Annotated in this window: 24 protein-coding genes; 5 read left to right on the plus strand and 19 right to left on the minus strand. The window is 43.3% G+C overall.

Annotated elements, in window-relative coordinates; genetic code table 11:
- Positions 1-296: 296 nt before the first annotated feature.
- From H5T88_07955 to H5T88_07975, 5 genes are all read left to right on the plus strand, one after another.
- Positions 297-431: a helix-turn-helix domain-containing protein gene (locus tag H5T88_07955; protein MBC7330274.1), complete on the plus strand. Its 135-nt coding sequence runs from the start codon at positions 297-299 to the stop codon at positions 429-431.
- Positions 428-2,245: an N-6 DNA methylase gene (locus H5T88_07960; protein MBC7330275.1), complete on the plus strand. Its 1,818-nt coding sequence runs from the start codon at positions 428-430 to the stop codon at positions 2,243-2,245. Before H5T88_07955 ends, H5T88_07960 begins: the two co-directional genes overlap by 4 nt.
- Entirely contained in the window at positions 2,211-2,993 is a 783-nt protein-coding gene (locus H5T88_07965) for a hypothetical protein (GenBank protein MBC7330276.1), read from the plus strand. Before H5T88_07960 ends, H5T88_07965 begins: the two co-directional genes overlap by 35 nt.
- 567 nt (positions 2,994-3,560) lie before the next feature.
- Entirely contained in the window at positions 3,561-4,430 is an 870-nt protein-coding gene (locus H5T88_07970) for a homocysteine S-methyltransferase family protein (GenBank protein MBC7330277.1), read from the plus strand.
- Between the two features lies 1 nt (position 4,431).
- Positions 4,432-5,412, plus strand: coding sequence for an NDP-sugar synthase (locus H5T88_07975; GenBank protein MBC7330278.1), 981 nt, complete (start codon positions 4,432-4,434; stop codon positions 5,410-5,412).
- A gap of 12 nt (positions 5,413-5,424) precedes the next feature.
- On the opposite strand, the gene H5T88_07980 is transcribed toward H5T88_07975, so the two are convergent.
- The 19 genes from H5T88_07980 to H5T88_08070 form a co-directional block, all read right to left on the minus strand.
- A complete protein-coding gene (locus H5T88_07980) occupies positions 5,425-8,445 on the minus strand; it encodes a hypothetical protein (protein MBC7330279.1) in 3,021 nt (1,006 codons plus the stop codon).
- Positions 8,442-9,083: a class I SAM-dependent methyltransferase gene (locus H5T88_07985; protein ID MBC7330280.1), complete on the minus strand. Its 642-nt coding sequence runs from the start codon at positions 9,081-9,083 to the stop codon at positions 8,442-8,444. The genes H5T88_07980 and H5T88_07985 overlap by 4 nt, the downstream gene beginning before the upstream one ends.
- Before the next feature lie 10 nt (positions 9,084-9,093).
- On the minus strand, positions 9,094-9,639 hold the full coding sequence (locus H5T88_07990) for an isoprenylcysteine carboxylmethyltransferase family protein (protein MBC7330281.1): 546 nt from the start codon (positions 9,637-9,639) through the stop codon (positions 9,094-9,096).
- Positions 9,636-10,823, minus strand: a complete 1,188-nt coding sequence (lpxB, locus tag H5T88_07995) for a lipid-A-disaccharide synthase (protein MBC7330282.1) — start codon at positions 10,821-10,823, stop codon at positions 9,636-9,638. Before lpxB ends, H5T88_07990 begins: the two co-directional genes overlap by 4 nt.
- On the minus strand, positions 10,795-11,610 hold the full coding sequence (gene lpxA / locus H5T88_08000; protein MBC7330283.1) for an acyl-ACP--UDP-N-acetylglucosamine O-acyltransferase: 816 nt from the start codon (positions 11,608-11,610) through the stop codon (positions 10,795-10,797). The genes lpxB and lpxA overlap by 29 nt, the downstream gene beginning before the upstream one ends.
- Before the next feature lie 10 nt (positions 11,611-11,620).
- Positions 11,621-12,094 carry a 3-hydroxyacyl-ACP dehydratase FabZ gene (gene fabZ / locus H5T88_08005; GenBank protein MBC7330284.1) on the minus strand — a complete coding sequence of 158 codons (474 nt, stop codon included), beginning with the start codon at positions 12,092-12,094 and terminating at the stop codon, positions 11,621-11,623.
- Positions 12,091-12,936: a UDP-3-O-[3-hydroxymyristoyl] N-acetylglucosamine deacetylase gene (gene lpxC / locus H5T88_08010; protein MBC7330285.1), complete on the minus strand. Its 846-nt coding sequence runs from the start codon at positions 12,934-12,936 to the stop codon at positions 12,091-12,093. Before lpxC ends, fabZ begins: the two co-directional genes overlap by 4 nt.
- Before the next feature lie 6 nt (positions 12,937-12,942).
- Entirely contained in the window at positions 12,943-13,575 is a 633-nt protein-coding gene (locus H5T88_08015) for a hypothetical protein (GenBank protein ID MBC7330286.1), read from the minus strand.
- The gene (gene lpxD, locus H5T88_08020; protein MBC7330287.1) at positions 13,572-14,603 is read right to left on the minus strand and encodes a UDP-3-O-(3-hydroxymyristoyl)glucosamine N-acyltransferase; all 1,032 of its coding nucleotides are present in this window, start codon (positions 14,601-14,603) and stop codon (positions 13,572-13,574) included. The genes H5T88_08015 and lpxD overlap by 4 nt, the downstream gene beginning before the upstream one ends.
- A complete protein-coding gene (locus H5T88_08025; GenBank protein ID MBC7330288.1) occupies positions 14,588-15,277 on the minus strand; it encodes a hypothetical protein in 690 nt (229 codons plus the stop codon). Before H5T88_08025 ends, lpxD begins: the two co-directional genes overlap by 16 nt.
- Positions 15,228-15,824, minus strand: coding sequence for an OmpH family outer membrane protein (locus H5T88_08030; protein MBC7330289.1), 597 nt, complete (start codon positions 15,822-15,824; stop codon positions 15,228-15,230). Before H5T88_08030 ends, H5T88_08025 begins: the two co-directional genes overlap by 50 nt.
- Before the next feature lie 167 nt (positions 15,825-15,991).
- Complete coding sequence (locus H5T88_08035; protein ID MBC7330290.1) at positions 15,992-17,098, minus strand: PTS transporter subunit EIIC; 1,107 nt, start codon at positions 17,096-17,098, stop codon at positions 15,992-15,994.
- A 25-nt stretch (positions 17,099-17,123) separates the two neighbouring features.
- Entirely contained in the window at positions 17,124-19,688 is a 2,565-nt protein-coding gene (locus H5T88_08040; GenBank protein ID MBC7330291.1) for a tetratricopeptide repeat protein, read from the minus strand.
- Positions 19,685-20,077 carry a phosphoribosyl-AMP cyclohydrolase gene (gene hisI, locus H5T88_08045; GenBank protein ID MBC7330292.1) on the minus strand — a complete coding sequence of 131 codons (393 nt, stop codon included), beginning with the start codon at positions 20,075-20,077 and terminating at the stop codon, positions 19,685-19,687. The genes H5T88_08040 and hisI overlap by 4 nt, the downstream gene beginning before the upstream one ends.
- Before the next feature lie 7 nt (positions 20,078-20,084).
- Complete coding sequence (hisF, locus tag H5T88_08050; GenBank protein ID MBC7330293.1) at positions 20,085-20,846, minus strand: imidazole glycerol phosphate synthase subunit HisF; 762 nt, start codon at positions 20,844-20,846, stop codon at positions 20,085-20,087.
- Positions 20,847-20,938: 92 nt separating this feature from the next.
- Positions 20,939-22,684, minus strand: coding sequence for a hypothetical protein (locus H5T88_08055; protein MBC7330294.1), 1,746 nt, complete (start codon positions 22,682-22,684; stop codon positions 20,939-20,941).
- A 201-nt stretch (positions 22,685-22,885) separates the two neighbouring features.
- A complete protein-coding gene (locus tag H5T88_08060) occupies positions 22,886-23,575 on the minus strand; it encodes an HD domain-containing protein (protein MBC7330295.1) in 690 nt (229 codons plus the stop codon).
- The gene (locus H5T88_08065) at positions 23,553-23,948 is read right to left on the minus strand and encodes a hypothetical protein (GenBank protein ID MBC7330296.1); all 396 of its coding nucleotides are present in this window, start codon (positions 23,946-23,948) and stop codon (positions 23,553-23,555) included. The genes H5T88_08060 and H5T88_08065 overlap by 23 nt, the downstream gene beginning before the upstream one ends.
- A 245-nt stretch (positions 23,949-24,193) precedes the next feature.
- The gene (locus H5T88_08070; GenBank protein MBC7330297.1) at positions 24,194-25,483 is read right to left on the minus strand and encodes an HD domain-containing protein; all 1,290 of its coding nucleotides are present in this window, start codon (positions 25,481-25,483) and stop codon (positions 24,194-24,196) included.
- Positions 25,484-25,558: the final 75 nt, after the last annotated feature.

The raw sequence follows: 25,558 nt of genomic DNA on the forward strand, positions 1-25,558 counted from the left end.
TGAAATTATTTTAGATTTCCCATATAGAATCGTCAAAACTTTTATGGATTTATTGAATAAAAATATCCAAAGCGGTCTTTACACTGAATAAGAAGAAGTTGTCTCAATATGAAGATTTTCTAAGCCGAAAATTACCTTTTAAAGTTTATATTCAAACAACATATGGGAAATCTCTTAAGGAGTCTCAAATGTTATGGAATTATACAGGGGCTTGACTTTTTGTTTTCTTTTGCTGTATATAATTATTAGATGTTAAACGATGATAGAGTCTGGCAAGCACGAAAGGAGCTAAAACTATGATGGAAGGATTTTTTGAAATAATGACCTTTGAGGAAACCGCAAAATATTTAGAAATAGGGGAATCTACCCTTTATAAAAAGGCACGGGAAGGCAAAATTCCTGCTGTGGAAATAAAGGGGGATGGATCATGAAAGCAGTAAATGGCTTAACCCAATTTGAGCAGGAAATTTTGAAAAAGTACCTAATTTCGAAAAAATTAGATTATAAATGCTTTTTAAGTAAATTTTATTCTCAAATTTATGATCCGCCACTGCTGTTTGAATCACCTGATGAAAATTTAACTATCTGGAAGATAATTGAAAAATTTGAAACAACCATTGACGAAAATTTTAAGAAACTAAACGGAGCCTTCTATACCCCTTACTTTATCGTGGATTATATAAATACTCGTGTTATTTTGGAAAATTCAAACGAAGACATAAAAGTAATAGATCCAGCGTGTGGTAGTGGTGTATTTTTAGTTGATGCTTTATTTAAATTAAAACAAAAATTACAAAAGAGTTATAAGGAGTTGGTTGAAGAACACATTTTTGGGATAGATATTGATCCAAGAGCAGTTAAAAGAACGAAAATTTTGTTGTCATTAATAGTTTTTGAACATGAAAAGAAAATACCTGAGAAGTTTAATATTTATAATGGAAATAGTCTAGATAAAGATTTTTTGAGAAAAACCTTAAATGGGTTCAAATTTCAGGCTATTGTGGGTAATCCGCCTTATGTGAGAATACAAAATTTAGATGAAGAAACGAAAAAAATAATAAGAAAATATTGGAAATTTGTCCAGGGCGATACGGATATATTTATACCCTTTATTGAACTCGGAATTGAATTGATGAACGAAAAAGGTAAAATGGGATATATAACACCCAACAGTTATTTTACCACACATGCAGGTAAAAATTTAAGGAAATTCCTTCAAGTCAATAAATACATTGAAGAAATAGTAGATTTTGATCATTATCAAGTGTTTGAAGGTATTACCACATATACAGCCATCACCATAATTTCCAAAAAAACAAAAAGCTATTTCGTTTTGAAAAAAATTAGAGATAATGGAGGTGTTAAAAATTTAAATAAGATTGAAGGTGAAAAAATCTATTTTAATGAACTTAATCCTGAAAAATGGGTATTGGTTTCTAACAAAGAAAAGGAAATCATTACTATAATTGAAAACTCGTATTATAGATTAAAAGATATTGCAGACATAAGAGTTGGACTTGCTACATTAGCTGATGAAGTATACATATTAGAAAATCCAGAGGAAGAAGGAAAATATTTTGTTAAATATTTCAACAGAAACAAGTTTTTAATAGAAAAAGAAATAACAAAAGAGATAATAAAAGTTAGCATAGTGAAATCAGAGGAAGATATTTTGAAAAATAAAAGAAGAATTATATTTCCATACAAAAAAATCAATGATAGATATGTTATAATAAGTGAAGAAGAGTTAAAGGAGAAATTCCCGGAAACCTATAAATACTTATTATATTGCAAAGACATACTTACCAAAAGAGATAAAGGGAAAAAAGAATATGAAACTTGGTATGCATATGGAAGAACACAGGGCATAAATACGAGTTTTGGGAAGAAAATATTAACCCCCCCAATGGCTTTAAATCCCACTTTTGTTGTATGCGAAAAGGAAGATGCTACTTTTTATAGCGGATATGCTATTTTCCCCAAAATAAAACCCTTTACAGATTTGTATTTACTAAAAAAAATATTGAACTCGGAAATAATGAAAACATATATTGAAGCGACAGCCAAAAGTTATCAAGGGGGGTGGAAGTCTTATACAAAGACTTTTATTAAAAACTTCGGCTTACCTAAACTTTCAGATAAACAGGTAGAGATTTTAAGAAAAGAGGAAGATCAAAAAACTATAAATAGCTTCTTAAAGACGATCTATTATGAACAGACAAAATCTTTACATAGGCTTTTATAATGCAATAAAAGAAAGTTATTTTAAGTATCTTCTATTTGGAGACAGAAGCGAAGAAAAACTAAAACCATTACATGCATGGGTTGGTAATACCATAAAAATGGTTATTCCTGATCTATATGATGTATACTTCTTAAATGGTAAAGAAGTTCAAACAGAAGGTGAATACTATACGAAAATTATTGATGTAGCTATTGTTAGAAAAGAGGTTAAGGTTATTAAAAGAAGAGTAGGCTTTAAAAGTGTGTTTTATATACCAGAAATAGAAATGGCGGTTTCAATTAAATTTATAACTTCTAATTTTAAGCAGAACGCTAATAATTATTTTGAGAACCTTTTAGGAGAATGTGCGAATTTAAGGGCGAGGGGAATAAAATTTGGTCATTTTGTGGTATTTAGGGATAAAATACCTTATTTTGAGAGAGGGGGAAAAATAAGGAACTGGGAGATTCTAAATGATGATGATATAAACAAGTATATCAAATTATTCCAAGCGAGAGAAAAATTTTTCCATGCGCCAAATCTTATTGGGATTGAAATAATTAATATCAATCCCATAGTTGAGGAAGCTTATAACAAAAAACCCAAATTCACTAAGGAAGAAATAAGCGAAGTTATCAGAACAGGAAGGATTACAATCCAAAATGGAATTTGGAATACAAAGCTTAGTAATGAAGTAACAAGATTTATTCTGGATAATTTTAATTTATTTCAATTTTTTAGAAATATAAACAATATAGTTAATAAATAAGCAGCGGAAAAGCCCGCATCTTCTTAAATATCGAATTCTCCCAACCTTCAACGCTCGGCTTTTTGTTATAAAGAAAGAAAAGTTAAGTGCAAAAGTGATTATCTCGGTTTTGTTGCCAAACCTCATTTCTTGGCAATCTTAAACTATGTCGCTATCTTCATAATGGATGATATTTATGGAATTTTCGGCGGGAAAAAGGTTTGTTAAAGCTCTATAGCTTGGCAAACGAGGTAATCCCTTTCCTGCATTACACTATTCTTTGTAGAAGGTCACGGAAAATCGTAATTCCAAAAAGTAAATCGTAGAGGAAATATCTTTTGATTAATAGTGGATAGCACGGGGCTAAAGACTGTTTTGGTTCAGGTGAATGGAAAGAAAGTGGAAAAAGTTGGTTGAAGATACATATCGCTGACACGCCACTTTGATATAAAAGGTCTACGTCTATGGTCCCTTGCTCCTTTTTCTACGAGCAAATTCTTTGAAGAAACAAGCCTGTTTTCGAATTAATTATTTTTGAGTAATGGCAAATACTTGCTTCTTTCCCCCTTTCCCCCTAAAATTTCTCGTATGAACATCTTGGAAAGACTTCGGAGCGGAGAGATTGTTATTTGTGATGGAGCGATGGGAACCCTCCTCCAATCGCGGGGTTTGCCCCTCGGCGTAGCTCCTGAGGAGTGGAATCTTTCCCATCCAGAGGTCGTCGCCCAAATCCATAGGGAATATCTTGAGGCTGGAGCGGAGATTGTGGAGACGAACACATTTGGAGGAAATCGCCTCAAGCTTTCCCTCTATAACCTCGCCGATAAGGTTGAGGAAATAAATAGGGAAGCCGTGAGGATAGCGAGGGAAGCGGTAGGGGATAGGGCTTATGTCGCGTTATCAGTTGGACCTACGGGAAGGTTGTTGGAGCCGTGGGGTGACCTTCCTTTTGAGGAAGCTTTGAAGGCTTATAGGGAGCAGATGGCTAGCGCCTTAAAGGAGGGACCGGATTTCGCTATCTTGGAGACCTTCTCAGACCTTCAGGAGATGAGGTCAGCTGTTCTCGCCGCTCAAGAGGTGGGAATCCTTCCCATCTGCACTATGACATTTGAGGCATCTGGTAGGACGATAATGGGTATTTCGCCCGAGCAAGCTATTGAGGAGCTAATGAAATTAGGGGTTAAGATAATGGGGACGAATTGCGGGACGGGACCGGAGGATATGCTCAATGTTGTTGAGAAGATGGCGAGGAATCGTCCGGAAGGAGTTTATCTCATGGCGCAGCCCAATGCTGGCGTGCCGAAATTGGTTGATGGGAAGACTGTATTTGATGCCACTCCCGAGAAGATGGCTGAATACGCGGAGAGGTATGTTAAGTTGGGAGTGAACATCGTTGGCGCCTGTTGCGGAAGCACCCCAGCCCATATAAAGGCGATAAGGGAGAGAGTTAAGAAGTAGGATGAGGGCTTTAGTCCTCGCGGGTGGAGAGGGGAAAAGGCTAAAGCCGATAACCAATTCCATCCCCAAAATCCTTCTCCCCATTTGCAATAAGCCAACCCTCTGCCATCTCCTTGAATGCTTGAAGGAGAGCGGGATTTTTGAAGAAGTGGTGTTGAGCTTAGGAAATCTCTCCCAAAAAGTCATCTCCTTTCTCTCAAATTACGAAGCCCCCATTCCTATAAGGGTAAGAGTTGAGGAGGAACCCTTGGATACGGGTGGAGCGATAAAATTCTCCGCTCCCGCAGGTAACGAGTTTTTCGTGATAAACGGTGACATAATCTGTGATGTTGACTATCAATCCATGCTTTCATTTCATAAAGCCAAAAAGGCTGATATAACAATTTTAACAGTTAAAGTAAATGATATCTCTCCCTTTGGAAGCATTTTCTTTGATGGCGATTTCCGCGTGAAGGGTTTCTCGGAGAAGACGAAAGAGAGGAGGGCGGGATTCGTAAATGGGGCGATTTACATAATCAATCAAAGAACCCTTCAATTTTTCCCCGATAGGAAATGTTCTCTGGAAAGGGAGATTTTCCCTCGTCTTCTCTCTTTGGATAATATAAAGATATTCTCTTACCTGCATTTTGGTTATTGGATGGATATAGGGGAAAGGGAGCGATACATTCAATTGCACAAGGATATCCTTGATTCCCGTTATCCGATGGATATATCCGCTTTTTCTCCAGATATTGAGGAGGGAGCGGAGGTTGGAGAGCCCGCCGTCTTTGGAATGAATTGTAGAATAGGAAAGGGAGCGAGGGTTCTCTCCTACTCAGTTATGGGAAATGATGTGGTTATTGAGAATGGGTCGGAGGTCGGTGAAAGCGTTTTATTTGATAAGGTAAGGGTAGGGGAGGGTAGCAGAATTCATCGCTCAATCGTCGGCGAAGGATGTTTTATCCCTCAGGGGAGCACAATTTGCGATATGATTATCGGTTGAGGGACAGAGGTTCTATTCTGTTTTAATTCCAATCAAGTTTTTGCCTCCACATCTTATCTTCAAGACAAGCATTCGCCATCTTTCTATGTAGTTCCACCCTTGCTCCGCTTCATCTATTGTGGTCGCCTGCGAGATTTTCTCACCATTGACCCTCACTTCAATGGGTTTATTTATCCCTGCTATCGTTAGGAAAGCGTTTGGAAGGTCGCCCGGCTCCGTCTCTATGGTAAGCTTTCCCTCCGAGAATTTGGCAGTGAAATACACTCCGCTTGAGATATGGAAGTTTCCCTTCTTTGTATGAAGCACTTTAAAGCTGATATCAAGGGGATGACCTGTTAAATAGAAAAGATTGCGGAGGATGAGAATCGGGGCGAGCCAGGGGCCGTAGGGCTCGTTGGGAATCAGTCCAAAGGAATCGGGATACAAGCCTTTATATTCGCCCTCCGTTGCTTGTTGTTCCATTGCTGATTGAAGTATGAGGTCGGCTATATCTTTCCAGGGGAAGGAATCGTCGTATTTGGCGAGTAGGCGAAGGGAGTGAGCGTAGGCGAGACCATTCCATTGGACTGGTCTTGCGAACCAGGGAAGGACATGGAATGTCGCGCCGAAAATCGGTATTGAGGCTCCCAACATCACCCTGCTTCTTTCCGCCGATTTCCATAAATAGATAAAGGGAATTCCCGCCAACGCCATTTCCTTCGCCCTTTCCAGATAGTGTTTATCCTTCGTCAGCTCATATCCATAAATGTAGGGAGGGATAGCTACCGCGGAGGCGTATATATCGGGAGCGTGGAGTGGGCATTCCCAGGTTTGGGCGCCAGCGGGAATGTAGAACCTATCCATAAATTTCAGCGCCTTTAAGCCCTTCTCCTTTGCCTCTTCATCTCCCGATATAAGAGCCCAGCGGAGGATGGAACCAGCGGGAGGAGCGCATATTCCTATTTCCGTTTCCCCTTCCTTCCCCAAGCTTTTCCTCTTTTCATCCGGTTGGAAAACCCAAGAGCCGTCTTCCCTTTGGCTTTTCATAGTTTCCTTTGCCGAGCTTTCCGTCCTTTTCAGCGCCTCCTCTAATTCCCCGAGCCTGAAGGCAACCTCAAGGGAATTTTTAGGAGTGGCTACTTTAAGGGTCCTTTCTGCCAAGGATAACGCTTTTTCCTTGACCACCCGATTTTTGATATGGTTAGCCATCTTTAAGAGGGCAAAGGAGACATTCACATCTAACTGATGGGGAACGCCCGTCCAGGGAAGCCAGCCGAAGGCTTTCTCATCCCAGATAACATCTGTATAGCAGGTGGCGCAGAGCTCCATCTCTTCCTCTATTGAGCGAGGAAGCTTTGGCTTTGGGAAGCCGAAGGCTTTCTTCCATTCATTTATTGAGGAAATGACATCGTCTCCATCGGTGATGGATATCCTGCAGGTCAGAGTGAGGGGGATTCCTGCTTTTGCCACATAAGCGGGCTTGGCTCCGAGAGAATTTTCCCTGACATATTTCGGTATTGAAGGGAGGAAAAGGCTTAGAAGGTGGTTATCTCCTCCCTCCAGGAAATTGGGGGACGCAAAGAGGGCGGAGGGGAAGACATCTGAGCCATTCCATTTCTGATTTGCATCCCAGAGGAGGGAGATAGTACATGTGGGGAAGGAGATTGATTGGAGGGGGATGGTGATTTTGTAAGGGTGTGGAGCCCAGCGGTCGGAATCAGGAGGGTTGACATCTCTCGTTGAAGAAGACCTTTCATCGCCCTGCAAGAATTCAAGACCGGGGAATAGAGCATATCGCTTCCCTTTTCCGAGGCTTCTCTCTCCCGCGTATATTCTGGGGAAGAAGAGAGCTGATATTGGGGCATCTTTAGAGGGTGTGCATTTGATGGATAGGACGAATTGCTGAGCGGATAACTCAGCTCTGTATCTCACTTCGTAGTTCCACTCCGCGCCTGCTGATAGCTTTCCCCGAAAAACGATGGCGCTTTTATATCTACTGAAATTATTCGTAAAAGCTTCCACTGAGGATGATTCCGTTTTGAGGGTGAAGAGAGAAGGGATGATGGCTACATCCTCCCAATTTTTTCCATTTTTGTGTTGGATAATTGCCATTCCGTAGCCGAAGGGAGTTTTGGGGAAAAGGATGCGGGAGTTAAATAACTCCAAGGATAGACCGGTTTTTGGTAAATCCTTTAGAGCTATGAGGGAGAATTGCTTCGAGCTTTGAATTTCGCCCGCTCGTAAAATCGCACTTCCTTTAAGCAATCCTGTTTCTTTCAGAAGGGGAAGCTCTACAGCGATGTTTTTCTCTTCGCCGACTTTCAATCCGGGCAGGGAGATTTGCTGGGTTGCCTTACCGATTGTGAGGAAGAGGATACCTTCTTTGGAGTCTCTTCTTCCTTCGTTCCTGACCCTTATACTAAACTTTGGTTTCTCTCCAACCAAATATATAGGACGGGCAGGGGCGATATAAAGCGATATCTTAGGGGCGATTTGATAGGATGCGGGAATCAACGATACGCAATCAATTAGGAAATGTCCTGCGCCATCTACCCCGCTCTCATTGATTCTCGCTCCGATGAGGACCTTTTCAACATTAAGAAAATCCAAGTAATCAAAATCTATCGTCGCTTTATGCCATTTCCCATCTCCTATATGGGATTTCGGGATTATGTATTTAGCCCTGCCAGGCGAGGTTTCCCTTCCATTTTTATCAAGGGGAATGACGAAAACAGCTAAATTATCGCTTCCAGCTGATGAAATGGCTTTATAGTTGAATACCAATCTCCCCTTGAGTATGGAAAGGGAATCCGAATTGAGAACCGCTTTTGCTTGACTCGTTGTCCTCAGCTCTACGCAGTAATTACCCTGCAACGTTTGAGTAGATAATTCAACGAAGACGTCCTTCCCAAGCTCGCCTCTTATCGCTCCCCTCGACCAATAGGCTAAGAAATCACCTGCTCTTTCCTCAAAATCCCCATTCGGGGGAAGTTCGGCTGAAAATAAGCTCAATATGGGAAAGATAAGAAGAAGGACGAACAAACTGAAATTCATTTTTCCTCCCTCCTTTTCTCGCCATATATAACAACAAATCCTCCCTGGCCATATCCTTCCTTTGGTGCTTCTACTTCATTGAGGCTTTCAAGCTCGCCAGAGAGGGTTTGCAAAGCTTGGATGTTGGTGAAATCAAGCTTACGCAACATATCAATGATTTCCTCGCTTGAATAAAATTTCGCAAACTTATAAAATTTGCTCTTTTCTTTTTTAGATTGATAAATCTTCCCCAACTTGCTGTCCTTATCAATAATTCCCACTATTACCCTCCCGCCGGGCTTCAAAACCCTTTTCGCTTCCCCTAAGACCTTCAAGGGGTCGTCAACGAAGCAGAGAGTGAAAGCGAGGAGTGCGAAATCAAATTCGCCTTCTTTGAAGGGAAGGTTCTCTCCTCTTCCTTGTATTCCCTCAATTCCCCTTTTCCGCGCTATTTCCAGCATTTTCTCCGAAGGGTCTATTCCGATTTTTATCCCCAATGGCTTTGCAAATCTTCCCGTTCCAACTCCAATCTCCAATCCCTTCCTTCCCTCAGGAATCGCCCTTTTCAGGGCTTCCAGTTCGCTGAGGTAGGCGAATTTGTGTTCCTCAAACCATTCATCGTATTCCTCAGGGAAAAGCTCAAAGACGCTTCGCTCCATATTGAGTTTATTATACCAGCAATTTCTTCAAGAAGAAAAGAAAAATCAAAAGCAGGGAGAAAATTAAGGAGCGGTGCTCGTTATTTTCCCTTACCCTTGACCATTGGAATTTTCCTTTAGAGCCCGTGATTCTTTTCGTAAGGGAAGGGAAGAAGGCGGGAACGGAGAGTTTGTAGTGAATATAAGCATCCCCGAATTTTCTTTCCAAGAAAACTTCCTCACCTTTAATGGTAGGGATATAAATCAAAGCGAAGAGGAAGAGATAAACGGGGATAACGATTAGAGGATAACCGGTCATGAAGCTGATACCCAATCCCATCAGAAAGCTGCCGAGATAAAGGGGGTTGCGTGTATAAGCATAGGGACCGCTGACAGTTAATTGTTCGTTTTTCATTATATGACCGGCTGAAATGATTCTTACGATTTCGCCGAGAATGATGAGTCCCGTTCCGATGAACAAATAGATATCATGCGGTTTGGCGAAGATGAGACAAGCGAGGGGAAAGAGGAGGTGGAAAATTGTCCTTTTTTCCGCGAGTTTATTCAGAATTCTCATCGTTTCACCAACATTTCCTTAATTAATTTAACAGTCTTCTTAAACATTCCCTTCTCTCCCAGCTGGGCTTTTATTTCTTGAAAAAGCATCAATTGCCTATTTCTTTCTTTCTCATTTAATATCAGCTCGCAGACGAGGGTTGACAGAAGGGTAGGATTTGCCCGCTCCTGAATGAGCTCGGGAATCTCCTTTCTGCCCAGCACTATGTTTGGGAGAGAGATATAGGGGAGTCTCATCCTTCTAATCTTATATTCTATTTTAGTCAGGAGCGAGCCTTTATAAACAACTATTAGGGGAGTTTCCAAGATAGCGGCTTCAAGGGTTGCGGTTCCCGATGTCACGATTAAGGCATCCGAGGCGCTAATGACCCTTTGAGATTGTCCCTCTCTTATATCAACTATATCGCTGTTTTTTATTAAAGCGGATTCTTTGATTTCCCACTTTGGGGGCAGGATTTTATTTATGAAAGCGATGAGACTTTCCGGTGGGCTGATGACGAACTGAGCGTTTGGGATTAATCTTTTTATAAAGGGAATGGTTTCAAGAAGGGTAGGGAGGACATAGCGGATTTCTTGAATCCTGCTACCAGGAAGTAAGCCAATAGTGGGTGCGTCCCGCAAACCGAGAGCAGCCCTCGCTTCCTCTTTTTTCTCCTTCACCAAGATATCCAAAAGAGGGTGTCCGAAGAAGTAAGCATCAACGCCTTTTTCTTCCAAAGCTAATTTATTCCAGGGGAAAATGCAGATTACTTTATCAGCTGATTGCTTTAGCAGTTCAACATTCTTCCCCACTTCCCTTTTCCATGACCCCGGCGGGATGAAATAAAGGACAGGAATACCTTCCCTTTTTGCCCATCTTCCCAGGCGAAGATTGAAGGCTCCGAAGTCTATAAGGATAAGGAGCTCTGGTGGATTTTTAGAGAGAAATCTTTTGATTCTCTCTAAAGCCGAGAGGAAGAAGGGGACGACCTTAAGGGATTCCACAACGCCAATCGCACCCTTTTGTGTGGAGTGAATAAGGAGGTGGATACCCGCCCTCCTCATATTGTCTCCCCCCATCCCCCAAAATCTCGCACTTGGGATTTCTTCTTTTATCGTCCTTGCCAAGTATGAAGCGTAGAGGTCGCCCGAGGTTTCCCCTGTTGATAGGAAGATTTTAACCTCTTCTTCTCGCAAGGTGTTCAAGTTGCCTGCCAGCTCTGCTTTTTCTCATAGCCTCAACGAATTCCAATAGTCGGATCAATTCCTCGCTTTTGTCGGGTATTTCCTCCTCCACTTTCTTAATGCCTTTGCTGAGAGGTAATTTGGAATGGAAGAGGATGAGGCAGGCTTTTTTAATTTGATTTCTCACGGATAGAGGAATTCCCGCCCTTCGCATACCAACCTTATTTGGTCCCGCCACTTTCGCTGGTCTTCCATCAACTATCATATATGGAGGGACATCCTGCACGACTTTAGAGTATCCGCCTATCATGGCTAAGCGTCCCACACGCACCCATTGATGGACGCCCACTATCCCACCGAAGACTGCTCCATCCTCTATTACGACATGACCGCTTATACCCACATAATTCGCCATTACGACATTGTTTCCCACCTTGCAATTGTGCCCTATATGGCTATAAGCCATCAAAAGATTGTTGGAGCCTATCTCCGTGCAGCCTTCCTCAAGGGCGCGATGGATTGTTACGAACTCCCTAATTTTGTTGTTATCACCTATGATTACCGATGTCTTCTCTCCTCTATAGCGTAAGTCCTGAGGTGGTGCACCAATGACAGCTCCGGGGAATATCTCGCAGTTTTTCCCAATGATAACATTTTCCATAATAATCGCGTGGGTGTGGATTATAGTTCCTTCCCCTATTCTTACATTCGGCCCAATAAAGGCATAGGCTTCAACAATAACGCCCGGCTCCAATATAGCCGAGGGATGAACAACAGCCGTGGGATGAACGAGGGTATTAAGTTCCATTTTAAGTCACCTACCTGCTTTCCCTTTGAGCGCCTTCTACTGCCTCATAGGGTTCTTCTCTCTCAACTAACATAAACAGGAATTCTCCTTCCGCAACGAGTTTTTTATCAACTCTTGCCGTCGCTTTCACTTTGCCCGCATTTCCCTTTGTTTTCAATATCTCCACTTCCATAATGAGGGTATCACCGGGGTGAACGGGGTTCCTGAAGCGAACCTTATCCATACCGCCGAAGTAAGCGAGCTTGCCTTGATTCCCTGTCATGGAGAGAAGCAAAACCCCTCCCACCTGCGCCATTGCTTCAAGAATAAGCACGCCAGGCATAATCGGTTGTCCTGGGAAATGTCCCTGGAAGAAAGGCTCATTTATCGTTACATTTTTAAGCCCAATAGCTTTTCTCCCAGGCTCTATCTCTATAATCCGGTCAACGAGGAGGAAGGGATATCTATGAGGGAGGATTTTCAAGATTTCGTTGATATTTATCACCGGGTTTTACACCTCCTACTATTTGTTTGTTGTGCAATCCTCTTTACTAATTCAAGGTGAAGGTTATGACTCGCCTTAATGGCTATGATGTGGCAATTTATATAGCTTCCCAAAAGGGAAAGGTCACCTATTAAATCAAGGATTTTATGTCTCACTAACTCGTCTTCAAATCGCAAGGGGATGGCTGGTCCATTGTTGGTTATCAAAATCGCATTCTCCAATGACCCACCCAAGGCGCAGCCGTTTCTCAGCAGTTCTTCTACCTCGTGTTCAAAGCCGAAAGTTCTCGCTGGGGCTACCTCTTTTTCGAAAACAGCATCATCAATAACGAAAGAGGCGATTTGCTCACAGGCATAGGAATGATTGAAGTCTATTAGATATGTTATCTTCAGCTTGGGATATGGGATAGCCAAGACATGAGCTTCTCCGTTTTTCGCCCAAACATTTTCTTTTAAATTTATGATGTTCGCCCTCTTATCTTGTTCAATAACTCCAACTCCCTTAATAAGGGAGACGAAATGAGCGGAGCTTCCGTCAAGTGCGGGTATCTCCTCACCTTCTACCTCTATAAGGGCATTGCTTATCCTCATCCCATAAAGGGCTGCAAGGAGATGTTCAACAGTGTATATTACGATGCCGTTTTTCCCAAGGGATGTGCGACGCTGGGAGGAGAAGATATTCTCAAAAGAAGCCTCAATTAAAAGGGAAGGTTCAACATCCAAACGATGGAACAATATCCCGTGGTCCGGCTCCGCAGGGTGTATGACGACCCTTGAGAACTTACCCGTATGTAAGCCTTTTCCTTTTATTTCTATTGGTTTAGCAATTGTCCTTTGCCACATTCCTTTTTAAAAGCCAAGTTTAACATAAACAGCTGCGCCTAAGTCACCCTCAAGTGAGAATACCTCTAAATCCGCGAGAGGGAATATCTGCGTTCCGAATCCGAAGTTGACCTTCTTATTTGCGTATTCGGCCATCAAACGGCTCTTTTGGGAGAGGGGTAAGACAATACCTGCGAAAACTCCATCCAACACCTTTCCCGAGGCTATGCCAACGCTGATTTGGGGAGAACCGAAGGGGAGCCCAGCAGTTTGGGTGGCGACCTTCGTAATGGAAATCGTTTTCGTTGCAACAGCGTAAATGGAGTTCCCTATCTCATCGCTCAAATCAACAACTCCCACAGCAATGGAGGGAAGCGCAAGCCCCTCTTGAAGAAGACCTATCTTTCCATTGAGTAGGGTATGCGCTTCTTTGTTGCTTACTCTTGCTGCGGAAATCTCCCAGTTCGCTATCAGCCCAGCGCATCCACCAACGGTATTCATATCCTTTGAACTGCTCGCGATGAGAGCAACCCCGGACATCTTAACAGTTTCAGCCGTGGGCGCGGTGATCAAACCCGAGTACCCTAAAATCGTCGGCTGGGCAGAGAAAGCGACACCTATAAAAAGAACCAAAAGATTAACCAGCAAAAGCTTTTTCATTTTTCAGCTCCTCCTTTCTCAATTTCTTCTATTTTCTTCTCTATTTCTTTCAATTTCTCTACAAAATCGGGAAGCCTTTGAAGAAGGGCGAGCACCCTCATCTGCTGAGTATGGGGGCGTGCGGGATAGCCAGAATAAACGCTGTTCGGAGGGACATCTCCAATCACTCCTGCTTGGGCAGCAATCGTGGAATTGTCCCCTATTTGTATATGGTCGGCTATCCCCGCTTGCCCGGCGAGGGTTACATTCTTACCTATCTTCACGCTTCCCGATATTCCTACCTGCGCAACTATGATGCTGTTCTCTCCTATCTCTACATTATGAGCGATTTGTACTAAATTGTCTATCTTTGTTCCTCTTCCCACCCTTGTCTCGCCCATAGTTGCCCTATCTATCGTGGTGTTTGCTCCTATTTCCACATCATCCTCTATAACCACCTTGCCTATATGGGGGATTTTTAAATGTCTATCCTCAACCTTCACATAACCGAAACCATCCGCCCCAATAACCGCTCCCGCGTGGATTATGCAATTGTCTCCTATTTCAATATGGTCATAAATCGTTACCTGAGGGTAAATGAGCACATTTCTTCCCACCAGACAGTTCTCTCCCACATAACATAGTGGATAAATTATCGTGCCATCTGCGATTGTTGTGTTTTTCCCTATATAACAGTAAGCCCCTATGGAGACATTCGCCCCTAACTTAACTCCTTCCTCAATGATAGCGGTTGGATGTATGCCAGGCGATGGCTTCTCCCTATGAGAAAAGAGCTCCAAAGCCTTTATCAATGCGAGGCGTGGATTGTCAACATAGATCGCGTTCTTCTCCGTCTCCCATCCCTCTTTCAATATCAGGGCGGAGGCGCCGCTCTTCTCCGCAAGAGAGAGGAGCTTCTCATCTTCAACGAAGGCTAGGTCGCCTTCCCTTGCTTTATCTAATGGGGAAATCCTGTGGAGAACGATGTGGGGGTTGCCTTTTATCCTCCCTTCAAGATGCCTTGCCACTTCCCTCAAGGTAAAGGGCATCTTCTCTTCACCTCTTTTAAAACTCTCTCGTATGCTACCATCTTTTCCTGCATTTTCTGCTTTTCTTTATCAACCAACTGGGAGAAGTTTACTATCTCGTTTGTTATCTCCTTTTCAAACTCTGAGGCGGGAGAAGGGAGGTGTATGAGAGAGGGAGATTTCCACCAGGGAGATAGTGGAGAGGGTGGAGAAGGAGGAGCAAGGCTAATTCTCTTCTCTGGTTGGGGAGTAGTTTCTTCAATTTTGGGGGGACTTGACCACTGGGAGAGAAGCGATTGGAAATCGGTATTGAGCTGGGATTCCAATTCCTGCGCTTCCTTATTCTTTCTTCCAACTTGCGCTGTCAGGATTTGAAGGCGAAGGGAAAGAAGAGAACTTGGATTCTCCTTTCTCCACTGTTCCACCTTCTGAGGAAGGGCTTCAAACTGCCTTGTTTTCGCTTCTTTTGTCTTCTCTGGTTCAACCTTCATTTTTGCCTCAATATTCATTAATTCCTTTATGAGGGAATTATATAGGTCTGCTCTCCTTTGGGCTATTTCCTTCAATAGACCATCATATAGAGAGATTCCCTCCGCAAGGGAAACGCCTATTCCCACCGGGAGGAGGAGAGCAAGAAGGATGCTTTTATTTGGTAAGCGCCTTAATAACCTTATCAGTGAGATCAACTCCACCATATAAAACTACTTGATTTGAGAGCACCAAAGAGATGTTATTCGCTTTCGCTACCTGTTCAACTGCTTTTCTAATGGCTTGGTCTATATAGGTGCCTAAATCTTCGCCTTCTTTAACGCTTATGCCAAGCTTTTGCAGGCGGGTCCTAATATCCTGGTCCAACTTGTTTATGATTTCTTGCCTCTTTTGGTTGAGCTGATTGTTATACTCCTGAACAATAGCGTCTATATCCTTGGAGGCTGTTTGGCGGAGTGTTTGGAGCTCGCTCAATCTTTGTTTCTGGGTATCATTGGGGTTTTGAAGGTTTTCCAGGTTCTGAAGCTCCTTCTGTCTGTCGCTTGCCAGGGTTTCCAGCTCCTGAAGCCTTTTCTTTTCGCTATCTGTTAGATTTTGTTTAGCTATGAGCTGCTTCAGTTCCTCCCTTTCCTGCGTGGTGAGCATGTAGTTGCTCATGTGAATATTTATTATCTCCTGCAGGCTGTTGGCATAATCCTGAAGCTGTTTCTGTGCTTCCTCGGCGTTTGTGAACGCGTTTAGAACTCTTTGCATATCCACATAGCCGACTCCTTGAGCTTGAGCTTTAATAGTTAAGAGCGTCAAGCATAACAGCGGCACAAGGACCATTAGTTTTTTCATTTTGCTTCACCGTTCCTTTCTTTTTATTTGTCATTTAATTTTACCATACATTTATTTAGATAGCAAGTAAGCAATATATGTTACTCCTCTCTGCCCGGGGTTGGTAGATTCAAGCGTCTAATAAGGAATCTGAAGCTGATGTAGTAGATTAAGAAATAGAGAACTCCGAGGAGCAATAAGAGCCAGGCTTTGTGAGAAAGCCCCAGATTAAGGAAGAAATCTATCAAGCCAGCCGAGAAGCTGAAGCCGCTTTTAGCACCTAATAGATTGGCTATAACGAGCGAGGAACCGGTGAGGATTGCGTGGAGAACATAGAGCTGAGGAGCGAGAAACATAAAGGAAAACTCTATAGGTTCCGTTACCCCGGTTACTATTGAGGTCAGGGCTGCGGATAGCAATATCCCTCCTGCTAACTGCTTTCTTTCCGGTTTGGCTTCCTGATACATAGCGAGGCATACCGCGGGAAGGGCGAAAAGCATTATCGGGTAAAATCCAGCCATAAAGCTTCCCGCTGAGGGGTCTCCAGCAAAGAAGCGCCCCATATCGCCGTGGTAAACCTTCCCTCCTACCTCGTAGCTTCCAAATGTGAACCAGACAAGGCTATTTATGATGTGATGGAGCCCGAAGGGGATGAGGAGCCTGTTCATCGTTCCATATATGAATAGCCCTATCCCGCCCGACTTCACCATCCATTCACCAAATCTACCAATTAGCTCTTGAATTGGGAGCCATATAAAACCGCAGATTAAAGCAAGGAATAGAGCGGCGAAAGCGGATATGAGGGGCGGAAAACGTCTTCCCCCGAAGAAAGCAAGGAAAGGAGGCAATTTAACTTGGTGAAATCTCTCGTAGAGATAAGCGGAAAGGAGCCCTATGAGAATCCCTCCCAATACCCCCATATCTATCTTCTCGTTTATCTGTTTTAGGGTGGCGGAAAAGACGAGATAGCCCACGAGCGAGGAGAGCCCAGCAACGCCAGCTTGAGATGTGAACCCTATTGCCACCCCCACTGCGAAGAGCAGGGGGAGGGAATCAAAAAGAGCCTTACCAGCTTGGCTCATTATGGGAATATTAAATATATCCTCTGCTCCAAGGCGTAAAAGGATGGCGGCGGCGGGAAGGACAGCTATGGGGACGAGGAGGGATGTCCCGATTCTTTGAAGGAGAGCGAGCAAACGAGAGAGCATATCCTTCGCCTCGCTTTCAGGTTTTCTAGGGAGTGGAGCTCCCCAATCTATTTAGAGCTTCCTTAGCCTTATTATTTTCCGGTGAGATAGTCAAAATTTTCTCGTAAACGGATTTAGCCTTATCCTTTTCTCCCTTCTCTTCATAGGTAGAAGCAAGGGCGAACAGGATTTCTATGTCTTGTGGCTTTTCTTGAGAGAGATTCTCGAGCAGGTTTATCGCCTCCTGGAGATTTCCTGCCTTCTTTGTGGCTAAAGCAAGCTTCAATTTATAACTGCTCTCTTGTGGATAAAGGTTAACGAGATTTTTGTATGCCTCCGCTTCCTTCACAGCGTCACCTTTGACCTCAAAAGCGAGAGCGAGATACTTCCAAGCAATAGCGTCGTCCTTTTTCTTTTCTATTAATTCCTGGAAAATTTGTATCGCTTTATCTACATTAGCCCCCTGCTGAAATTTATCCCTTGAAAGAAGCCTTCCTATTTCCTCCTCCATCGCTTCGTTCCGTTCTTTCTTCACTTTCTCTACGAGAAAAGAAAGGCAATCCTCAAGGGAATTAGCTCCAAGGGAAAGGTTTATAAAAGCCCTCAAAGCTGATATGTTATTCGGTTGCTGATCTATTATCCCCTTGAGGAAATAAGATGTTGAGGGGATTTGTTTGGTTCTTAAGGCGAAGGACACCAAATTAGAATATGCCTCATCGTTTTGAGGATTTTCCGAAATGAAGCGCCGGTAATGTAAAAGAGCTTGCGATACCTTCCCCTGTTTTTCAAGCAAGGAGGCAAACTTATTCAATACCCAAAGATTTTTAGGTTCCAATTCCATTATCTTTTCGTAGACTTTAATCGCTTCATCGTATTGCTTATCCTTCTCCAAGGATTGAGCCAATCTCGTCAACACGGGAACATCATTGGGATAGCGTTCTGCAAGCTTCTTTGTCTCCTCTAAAGCTTCCTTCTCTTTCCCCATCTTTTCAAGTAGACGAGGGATATTGAGTAGATAGAAGGAGCTTACGGAAAGCTTCTCCATCTCTTTATAACATTTCAGTGCCCCTTCGTCATCGTTGTTCTTCTCTAAAAGAAGCGCCTTGCGATAAAGGAGTTCGGTGTTATCGGGCGCTATTTTGAGAGCGGAGTCGTATTCGGATAGAGCTTCCTGGGTTTTGCCTTCCTTCTCATAAATTCCCGCTATAAGGAGATAAGGCTGAATGGACTTCCTATCTACCTCCTTTGCTTTCTGATATTTCTCTATCGCTAAATCCTTTTCCCCTTGCTCTTCCAATAATTTACCCATTTCCAGAAATGGGGAGATGTCGTTCGGATGGCTCTTCGCATAGTTTTCATACTCCTTTATAGCGCCCTCCTTATCCCCCTTCTTTTTCAGGGCTTCAGCTATTGCTTTGCATAGTTCAAAATTATCAGGTGCTATCTCCTGCGCCTTCCTGTATTCTAAAATTGCTTCGTCGTATTTCCCCTGCCTTTCAAAGATGGAAGCAATTCTAAGATGAGCAGTTATCTCCTTCGGCTGTTTGGAGAGAAGCTGGCGATAGCAGTTAATCGATTCTTCATATTTATTCTGCAACTCCAAGAGATAGGCTTTATCATAATAGAACCTGACTTCTTCGGGGAAAAGCTCTATCCCTTTCTGATACATTTCCTCCGCTTCTTTCAATTTCCCCTGCTGAACGAGGCAGAAGGCGAGATTCTCCATTGCTTGTGGATTTTTGGGGTCCAATTTCAAAGTTTGCTCAAATATTTTGCCAGCCTCTTGAAAATTCCCCTGCTGGAAAAGGGACAACCCCAAATTATATTGGAATGTGGGATTTTTGGGTTCAAGTTTGGTGAGCTGTCTCCAAATAGCCTCCGCTCCCTTCAAATCACCGCTTTCCTGTTTAGCTACAGCTAAATAGAAGAGGACGGATTTATCGTTTGGTTGATATTGAAGCGCCTTTTGAAGATAGGGAATGGCTTCCTTTGCCTTTCCCTGGGAGAGGGAAAGCTCGCTGATAGCGAGATAGGGAGGAATATAATTGGGTTGAAGGGATATTGCTTTTTTGAAATAGCTTAAAGCCTCTTGAGTTTTCCCTTGTTGAAGGGAGATCAAGCCAAGATTGAAGGAAGGGATGGCGCTATTGGGCATAAGTTTCTCCGCTTCCTTGAAGCTCTTTTCCGCTTCACTCCATTTCTTCTCTTGGGCATAAATAACGCCCAAATTAAGATGAGCCTCTGCGTTCTTCTTATCCAATGCTATCGCTTTCTCAAGGTTTTCTTTCGCCCTCTTCAGGTCCTTGATTTGTAGGTAGAGCGCGCCGAGCTTGGCATAAGCAAAGCTGTTTTTGGGGTCAAGGGAGATGGCTTTCTTAAAGTTAGCTTCCGCTTCCTTCGTTTTTCCCTTGCTCAAGTAAAGCAAGCCGAGATTTAGATAGGCTGCTGGAAGATTAGGGGCTATTTTTATCAATTCCTTATATTTGCTTATCGCTGAATCTATCTTGCCCTGTTGTGCAAGGGTAAGGGCTTCCTGAAATAGAGCCTTCGGGTCTTTTTGGGCAAGGGTGAGAAGGGGGAGGAGAAGGAAGAGCGGGATGATTTTCCTCATTTTTCCTTTCCATAAACCTCCTCGGGAGAAAACACTTTTATCCCTTCTACCTCAAATTTATCTCCTCTTAAAATCCTGTGGAAGCAGCTCCTATATCCTGTGTGGCAGACGGCGGGCGGTGCCTCAACCTTCAAGAGGATTGCGTCACCATCGCAGTCAAGCCAAATCTCTTTTACCTTCAGGAAATTGCCGGAGGTTTCCCCTTTCACCCATAGCTTCTGTCTTGACCTGCTATAAAAGCAGGCTATTTTCTCCTCGACCGTCTTTTTCAGGGATTCCTCATTCATATAAGCCACCATAAGGACTTCGCCGGTCTTTTCATCCTGAACGATTGCGGGAACTAATCCATTAGCGTCAAATTTTACATCCTTTAACCAGTCCATCTTCATCCTCTCCTTATGAAATGCGGACGGGAATACCTTTTGAGAAAAGATATTCCTTTATTTCCCTTATAGTGTATAAACGAAAATGAACCATTGAAGCTATGAGCGCAGCGTCAGCCTTGCCAATTGTTAAAGCTTCCTCAATGTGTTGGAGGTTGCCCGCTCCGCCTGATGCGATTACGGGAATGGATACCGCTTCCGCTATCTTTCTCGTCAGTTCTATATCGTATCCCTCTTGGGTTCCGTCTCTATCAATGCTTGTGAGGAGAATCTCCCCCGCACCAAGTTCCTCCACTCTTTGCGCCCATTCAATTGCATCTAATCCGGTCGGCGTTGTCCCTCCCTTAACGAAAACCTCCCATTTGCCAGGGGAAATGCGTTTAGCGTCTATCGCTACAACTATACATTGCGCCCCGAAGTTTTCTGAGGCTTCCCTTATGAAATCGGGATTTGCAACCGCTGCGGTATTTATGGAAACCTTGTCTGCCCCTGCTTCCAAAAGCTTTCTTATCTCCTCAATCGTTCGGATTCCACCGCCGATGGTGAAGGGAATGAACACCTCCTCGGCACATCTCTTAGCCAAATCTATCACGGTTTTCCTCTCTTCAATTGAGGCTGTGATGTCAAGGAAGACAATTTCATCCGCACCTTCCTTGTCATAGAAGGAGGCAAGCTCAACTGGGTCACCTGCATCCTTAAGATTTATGAAGTGAGTTCCCTTAACGACCCTTCCGTTTTTCACATCAAGACAGGGAATGATTCTCTTCGCTAACATATAACAAATTTTAGCGATGGAATGAAATAATGAAAAGTATTTTATTTAATTTCGCAAGGGAAATCATGGGGAAAGGAGATTCTCTTAAAAAATCATTCCAGCAAAACAAGAGTGGCGGAATGAAGGGTGGGAAGGAGGAAATGAAGAACTCCCTCTTTGCCAATCTTAAAGGGAAGGGGATGAAATTCTCCATCCCTTATTTCCTCTACTTTCTTTGGCTTGAACCAGGGAGGAAGCTCAACGCTTATCCGCAAATTCTCAATTGGATGAGAAATATATCCTTCCTTCTCGGATTTTCCTTTCTCATTTATACACACGATTAACATCGCATCGTCCGCAACCAGAGCGCGTGCGAAAACACCTTCCTGCCCTTGAACGATATCCATGGGTTGAGTCCTTGATATTATATGAGAGACAGCACTCAAATTTTTATAAACATCTCCTATTGCCTTCCAGACCTCGGGATAATCCTCCGCTCCATAAGAGATGATATTCTTCCCGATATGCTCCGTGCAGTGGATATAGCTGAGCAACCCCTTTGCCCCTCCCGCAAGAGCATAATGCATCATAATCTTCTCCTCTTCAGGGGATGGCATCCTTGGATATTTCCAGTCGGAGGGTTTGTCTTTCGGTTTACGAAAATAAGCCTGATAGGTTATCAACGGCATAGAAGGAGACGAGGCTAAGCGAAGGATTTCGGAGACATCGTAAACTAAGCGCATTTCCGCTCCGAAGGCGAGGGCATAGGGGTCGGTGTTGGTGACATCTGCTATTCGCCCGTATACAAACCAATTCGCTGGCTTGTAGGTCATATCAATGGTAAGGAAAGTGAGCTTGTTCTTGTCGGCGTTGTAGCAATTCCTTTCCCTCTTAACCATCTCCACAGCCTTGCTCCCAACCCTTAGGGGATGGGGAAGCGATTCAACGAAATAATCAGCTACATCGGGCTCGTCCCAGAGGTAGTAAGCCCAGAGGAAGGGATGGGAAATTATCTCCTTAGGTGGAGATTCTCCTCCCAGGGAGGAAATTCCTTTGATATTGAACTTACCCAGTTTGTCCAATTGTTCCTTTGATAGAGCGCTGAAGGAGGCGTAGATATTGCAATTGGCTTGTGCATAAGCCTCGGGAGTGACATAGCCGTAGCTTCCGAGGGGAAAGAAGTCGTCCCTTGCTCGGAAAAGGAAAGCGATTCTCTCCCCTTTATCGGTATCTAAACGGAGATAGTGGAAGCTACCATAGCGAAGGGGTTGGGTAAGAGAAACGATAATGAGGCAGAAATCCTTCCAAAAGCCCAAGATTTTGCTTCTTTTCAGGAGGGAATATCCATCTAAAAGGATTTCCTTGATTTTGCTTGGCTTTCCCTTTAAAAAGAGATAAATCTTTGAAATGTTCTCATCAAAGGCGAGAGTTTCAAGGGAAAGGGTAGGGGGATTGGGAGGTTGGGAGATTTCAATTGCTGATGAATCTGTGAGTTTAATCTTTGCCCTCAAATCTTTTTGGGGATGATTTCTCAGGCGGATGAGGATTTCTCCGAAAGATTTGGGAGGCAAAGGGTCGGGACGCAATCTCCACCAGACTATTTCTTCGTTTAATTGTAAATCTTCAATTCGCAGGGGTTCATTTCCCCTGTTCTCTACATAAATCTCAAGAAAGCCAGCTGGCTTGAAGCCTTCATTAAATTTTTCATAGGGGAAGGTAGGGTCGGGATGATAGAAGGAGCAATCAATCCTCAAGGAGGGGAGCGAGGGCATGGCGAGGAAGAGGAGGAAGAGGGAAATCGCTTTTTTGAAATTCGCCAGTTTATTGCTTTTGGGGTTGAGGGAGGAAACAGAACGCATATCGTCAATATTGTATTAAAAGGTAAACAGATTTGCAAGTGAATGTATGTTTGTAAAACATCCAAGAGCCATAATTATAATTCCGTTTTGAAAGATTAGATTGCGAGGCGCTAAGGAAGCAATCTCTTTCTTGAGAGCATAAATGAGAGATTGCCACGCCCGCCTTTGGCGGGCTCGCAATGAAATTCTCCTCTGCCTTTTTCAGGAAACTATGCCCCTATCCAGCAAAGAAGAAAGGGTGAGGAAAATCTCTTGATATCTCTGCATAGATGAATACTGTATGTCAATGAAATAGGCATCTATCTCTCGGCGATGAGAGATTAGGAGGGAGACAATCTGGAGGTCTAATTTACCTTCCTTAGCTTCCCTTTCCACAATGTTGATTACTTCCCCTATATTCATCGCTGCACGATATGGACGCTTCTCCCGCAGGGCGGAAAAGACATCAGAAACAGCCATTATGCGAGCGTGAAGGGGAATCTCCTCTCCCTTTAACTTAAATGGGTAGCCTGAGCCGTCCAATCGCTCGTGATGGAAGGCAGCCGCATCCCTTATCTTCTCAAAATTCCTGAGACGATTAAGGGTTATGTAAGTCAGATAGGGATGTGCTCTAACCAATGCGAATTCCTCCTCGCTCAGCTTTCCTGGTTTCTCTATGATAGATGGAGCGATGCCTAGCTTCCCCAAATCGTGGAGATGACCACCTATTTTCAGCATATCAACCTCAATTTGCGGCAAGGAAAGGAGCTTTCCTATCTCCTCAGCGATTTTGGCAACACCTCTTGAGTGAAAAGCGGTATAATGGCTTTTGAAATCAACGAAACAGCAGAAGAGCTCTGAGAGGGAGATTAGCTCATCTCTACCCAGTTTATATTCTGGCAGGGAGCACATTTGAGGGAGGACTTCTTCTAAAAAAATAGACCGAAGCAAGGTCAAGCCAAGTCGCCTCTCTGCTGGATACCTCCATAAAGGCTTCCACGACCTCTTGGGGGAGGAAATATCCTGAGAGCTCCTTTATCTTTTCCTTTATTTCTTCAACTTGAAGGAGAATCGGTTTTTGGGTATCCGTTAAATTTGAGACAATTTCCAAGAGATGGAGGATGAAGCTCTCAAGTGGGACTTCCTGTTTAGAGAATTCCATCACCGCACGGAGAGCGGGTGCTTTCTCTGGTTCCTGAACATCTCTCCACTTCGTATGATGGTAAAGGATTATCCTTGGGACATTTGGGACATATTGGTTTATGAGAGGAAAATCCTTAAGCAAGTAATAGGCAACAAGACAATGGCGCCAGGGAGTGGTAGCTGATGGGTTTAAGAGTGCGCTTATGTCTCATTTTCTCCACAGGATAATCCCTAGTCAAAGAATTAAAATTTGGGAGAAATATTTCATTCTTAGATGCTCGCTAACCGAAAAATTGTATGAGAGGAGATTCACTAAATTTCCTCGGCTCGGGAATATTCAAATGCAATTTTACCATCAAAGAACGAAGCAATAATAGAACATCTCTCCTAATACTCCTTCATATAAGAAAAATGCGTGTTCAAAAATATTTCATCTATCTCGCTTAAATTTTTGGTCAATAGAGATACAATTTCCCCATCTAATTTCCCCTCCTTTGTTTCATCCTCTAAAATTTTAACTGCTTCATCCAACTCTAACGCGGGACGGTATAGTCGCTTCTCCCGGAGGGCTGAGAAAACATCCGCGACTTCAAGCAAGCGAGCTTCATATGGTAGCTCTTCTCCTTTCAGACGAAAGGGATACCCAGAGCCATCCAATCTCTCATGGTGAAATCCCGCCAATTCACTCAGTCCTTCCAACCCTTTAGTGCGGGATAATATGCTGTAAATGCTGAATGGATGAACTTTTACTAAAGCGAATTCTTCCTCGGTTAATTTATCGTTCTTGATAAGAATAGATAGGGGCAGGCTGAGTTTTCCTAAATCGTGAATATAACCAGCTATCTTTAGTTTCTTTACTGTTTCCTCGGGTAACTGTGCGAGCTTACCGAGAGCTTCTGCTATAGCGGATACGCCCCTTGAGTGAGCTGCGAAGAACTCGCATTTGTAATCAACGAATCTACAAACCAATTGAAAAAAAGAGACTGTTTCTTCTTCGCTCATTGCATACTCGGGTAAAGGATAAAGGGCTTCAATGTTTTCCTCTATAAATGGGGAAGTGAGAGTAAGCCAGAACGCCTCCTTGTTGGAAGCTTCAAGAAAAGCATCTACGATGTCGGTTGGGAAGAAATAATCCTTTAGTTCCTTTACCCTTTCCCTTATCCCTTCGGCTTGATGAAGGATTGGTATCCGGTTATCTATCATCATTGAAATAGCGCTTGCAAGATTTATTATCAAGCTTTCATAAGGAACCTCTTCTCTCGTGAATTCAATTATGGGAAGCAGCAAACGACACTTTTCCGGTTTGGTTAGCTCCTCAAATTTAATATGATGGTAGAGAATCATCCTTGGAACATCAGGAACTAAACGAATTATAAAGGGAAAATCTTTTAGCAATAGATAAGCTAGTAGGCAGTGGCGCCAAGGGGTAGGGTTGGAAGGCTCGAGCAAGGCCGAGAGCTCTTCCTCTTCACCCCATAATAGTCCTGCATCGTGAATGAGGGAAGCAATGAGCAGATTGTTTCTTCGCTCGGGCGATAATCCCATAAGTTCGGCAACTCTAAGACTGATGTAGGCAGTCTGCTTATGGTGTAGGTTATGATAGCGGGTAAGGTCTAAAACAGTTGAAAGAAGCCTCAAGATGATTTCCTTAGCGGACACATTCAAGCCTTCTCGCAATCTCCAATCCCTCCTTAAAACATATCAAGGATGATTTTAATTTAAAAAGTGGAGGTAGTCAATAATCGCTTAATG

It is taken from the genome of bacterium, from assembly GCA_014360495.1.
Taxonomy (GTDB): Bacteria; Armatimonadota; JACIXR01; order JACIXR01; family JACIXR01; genus JACIXR01.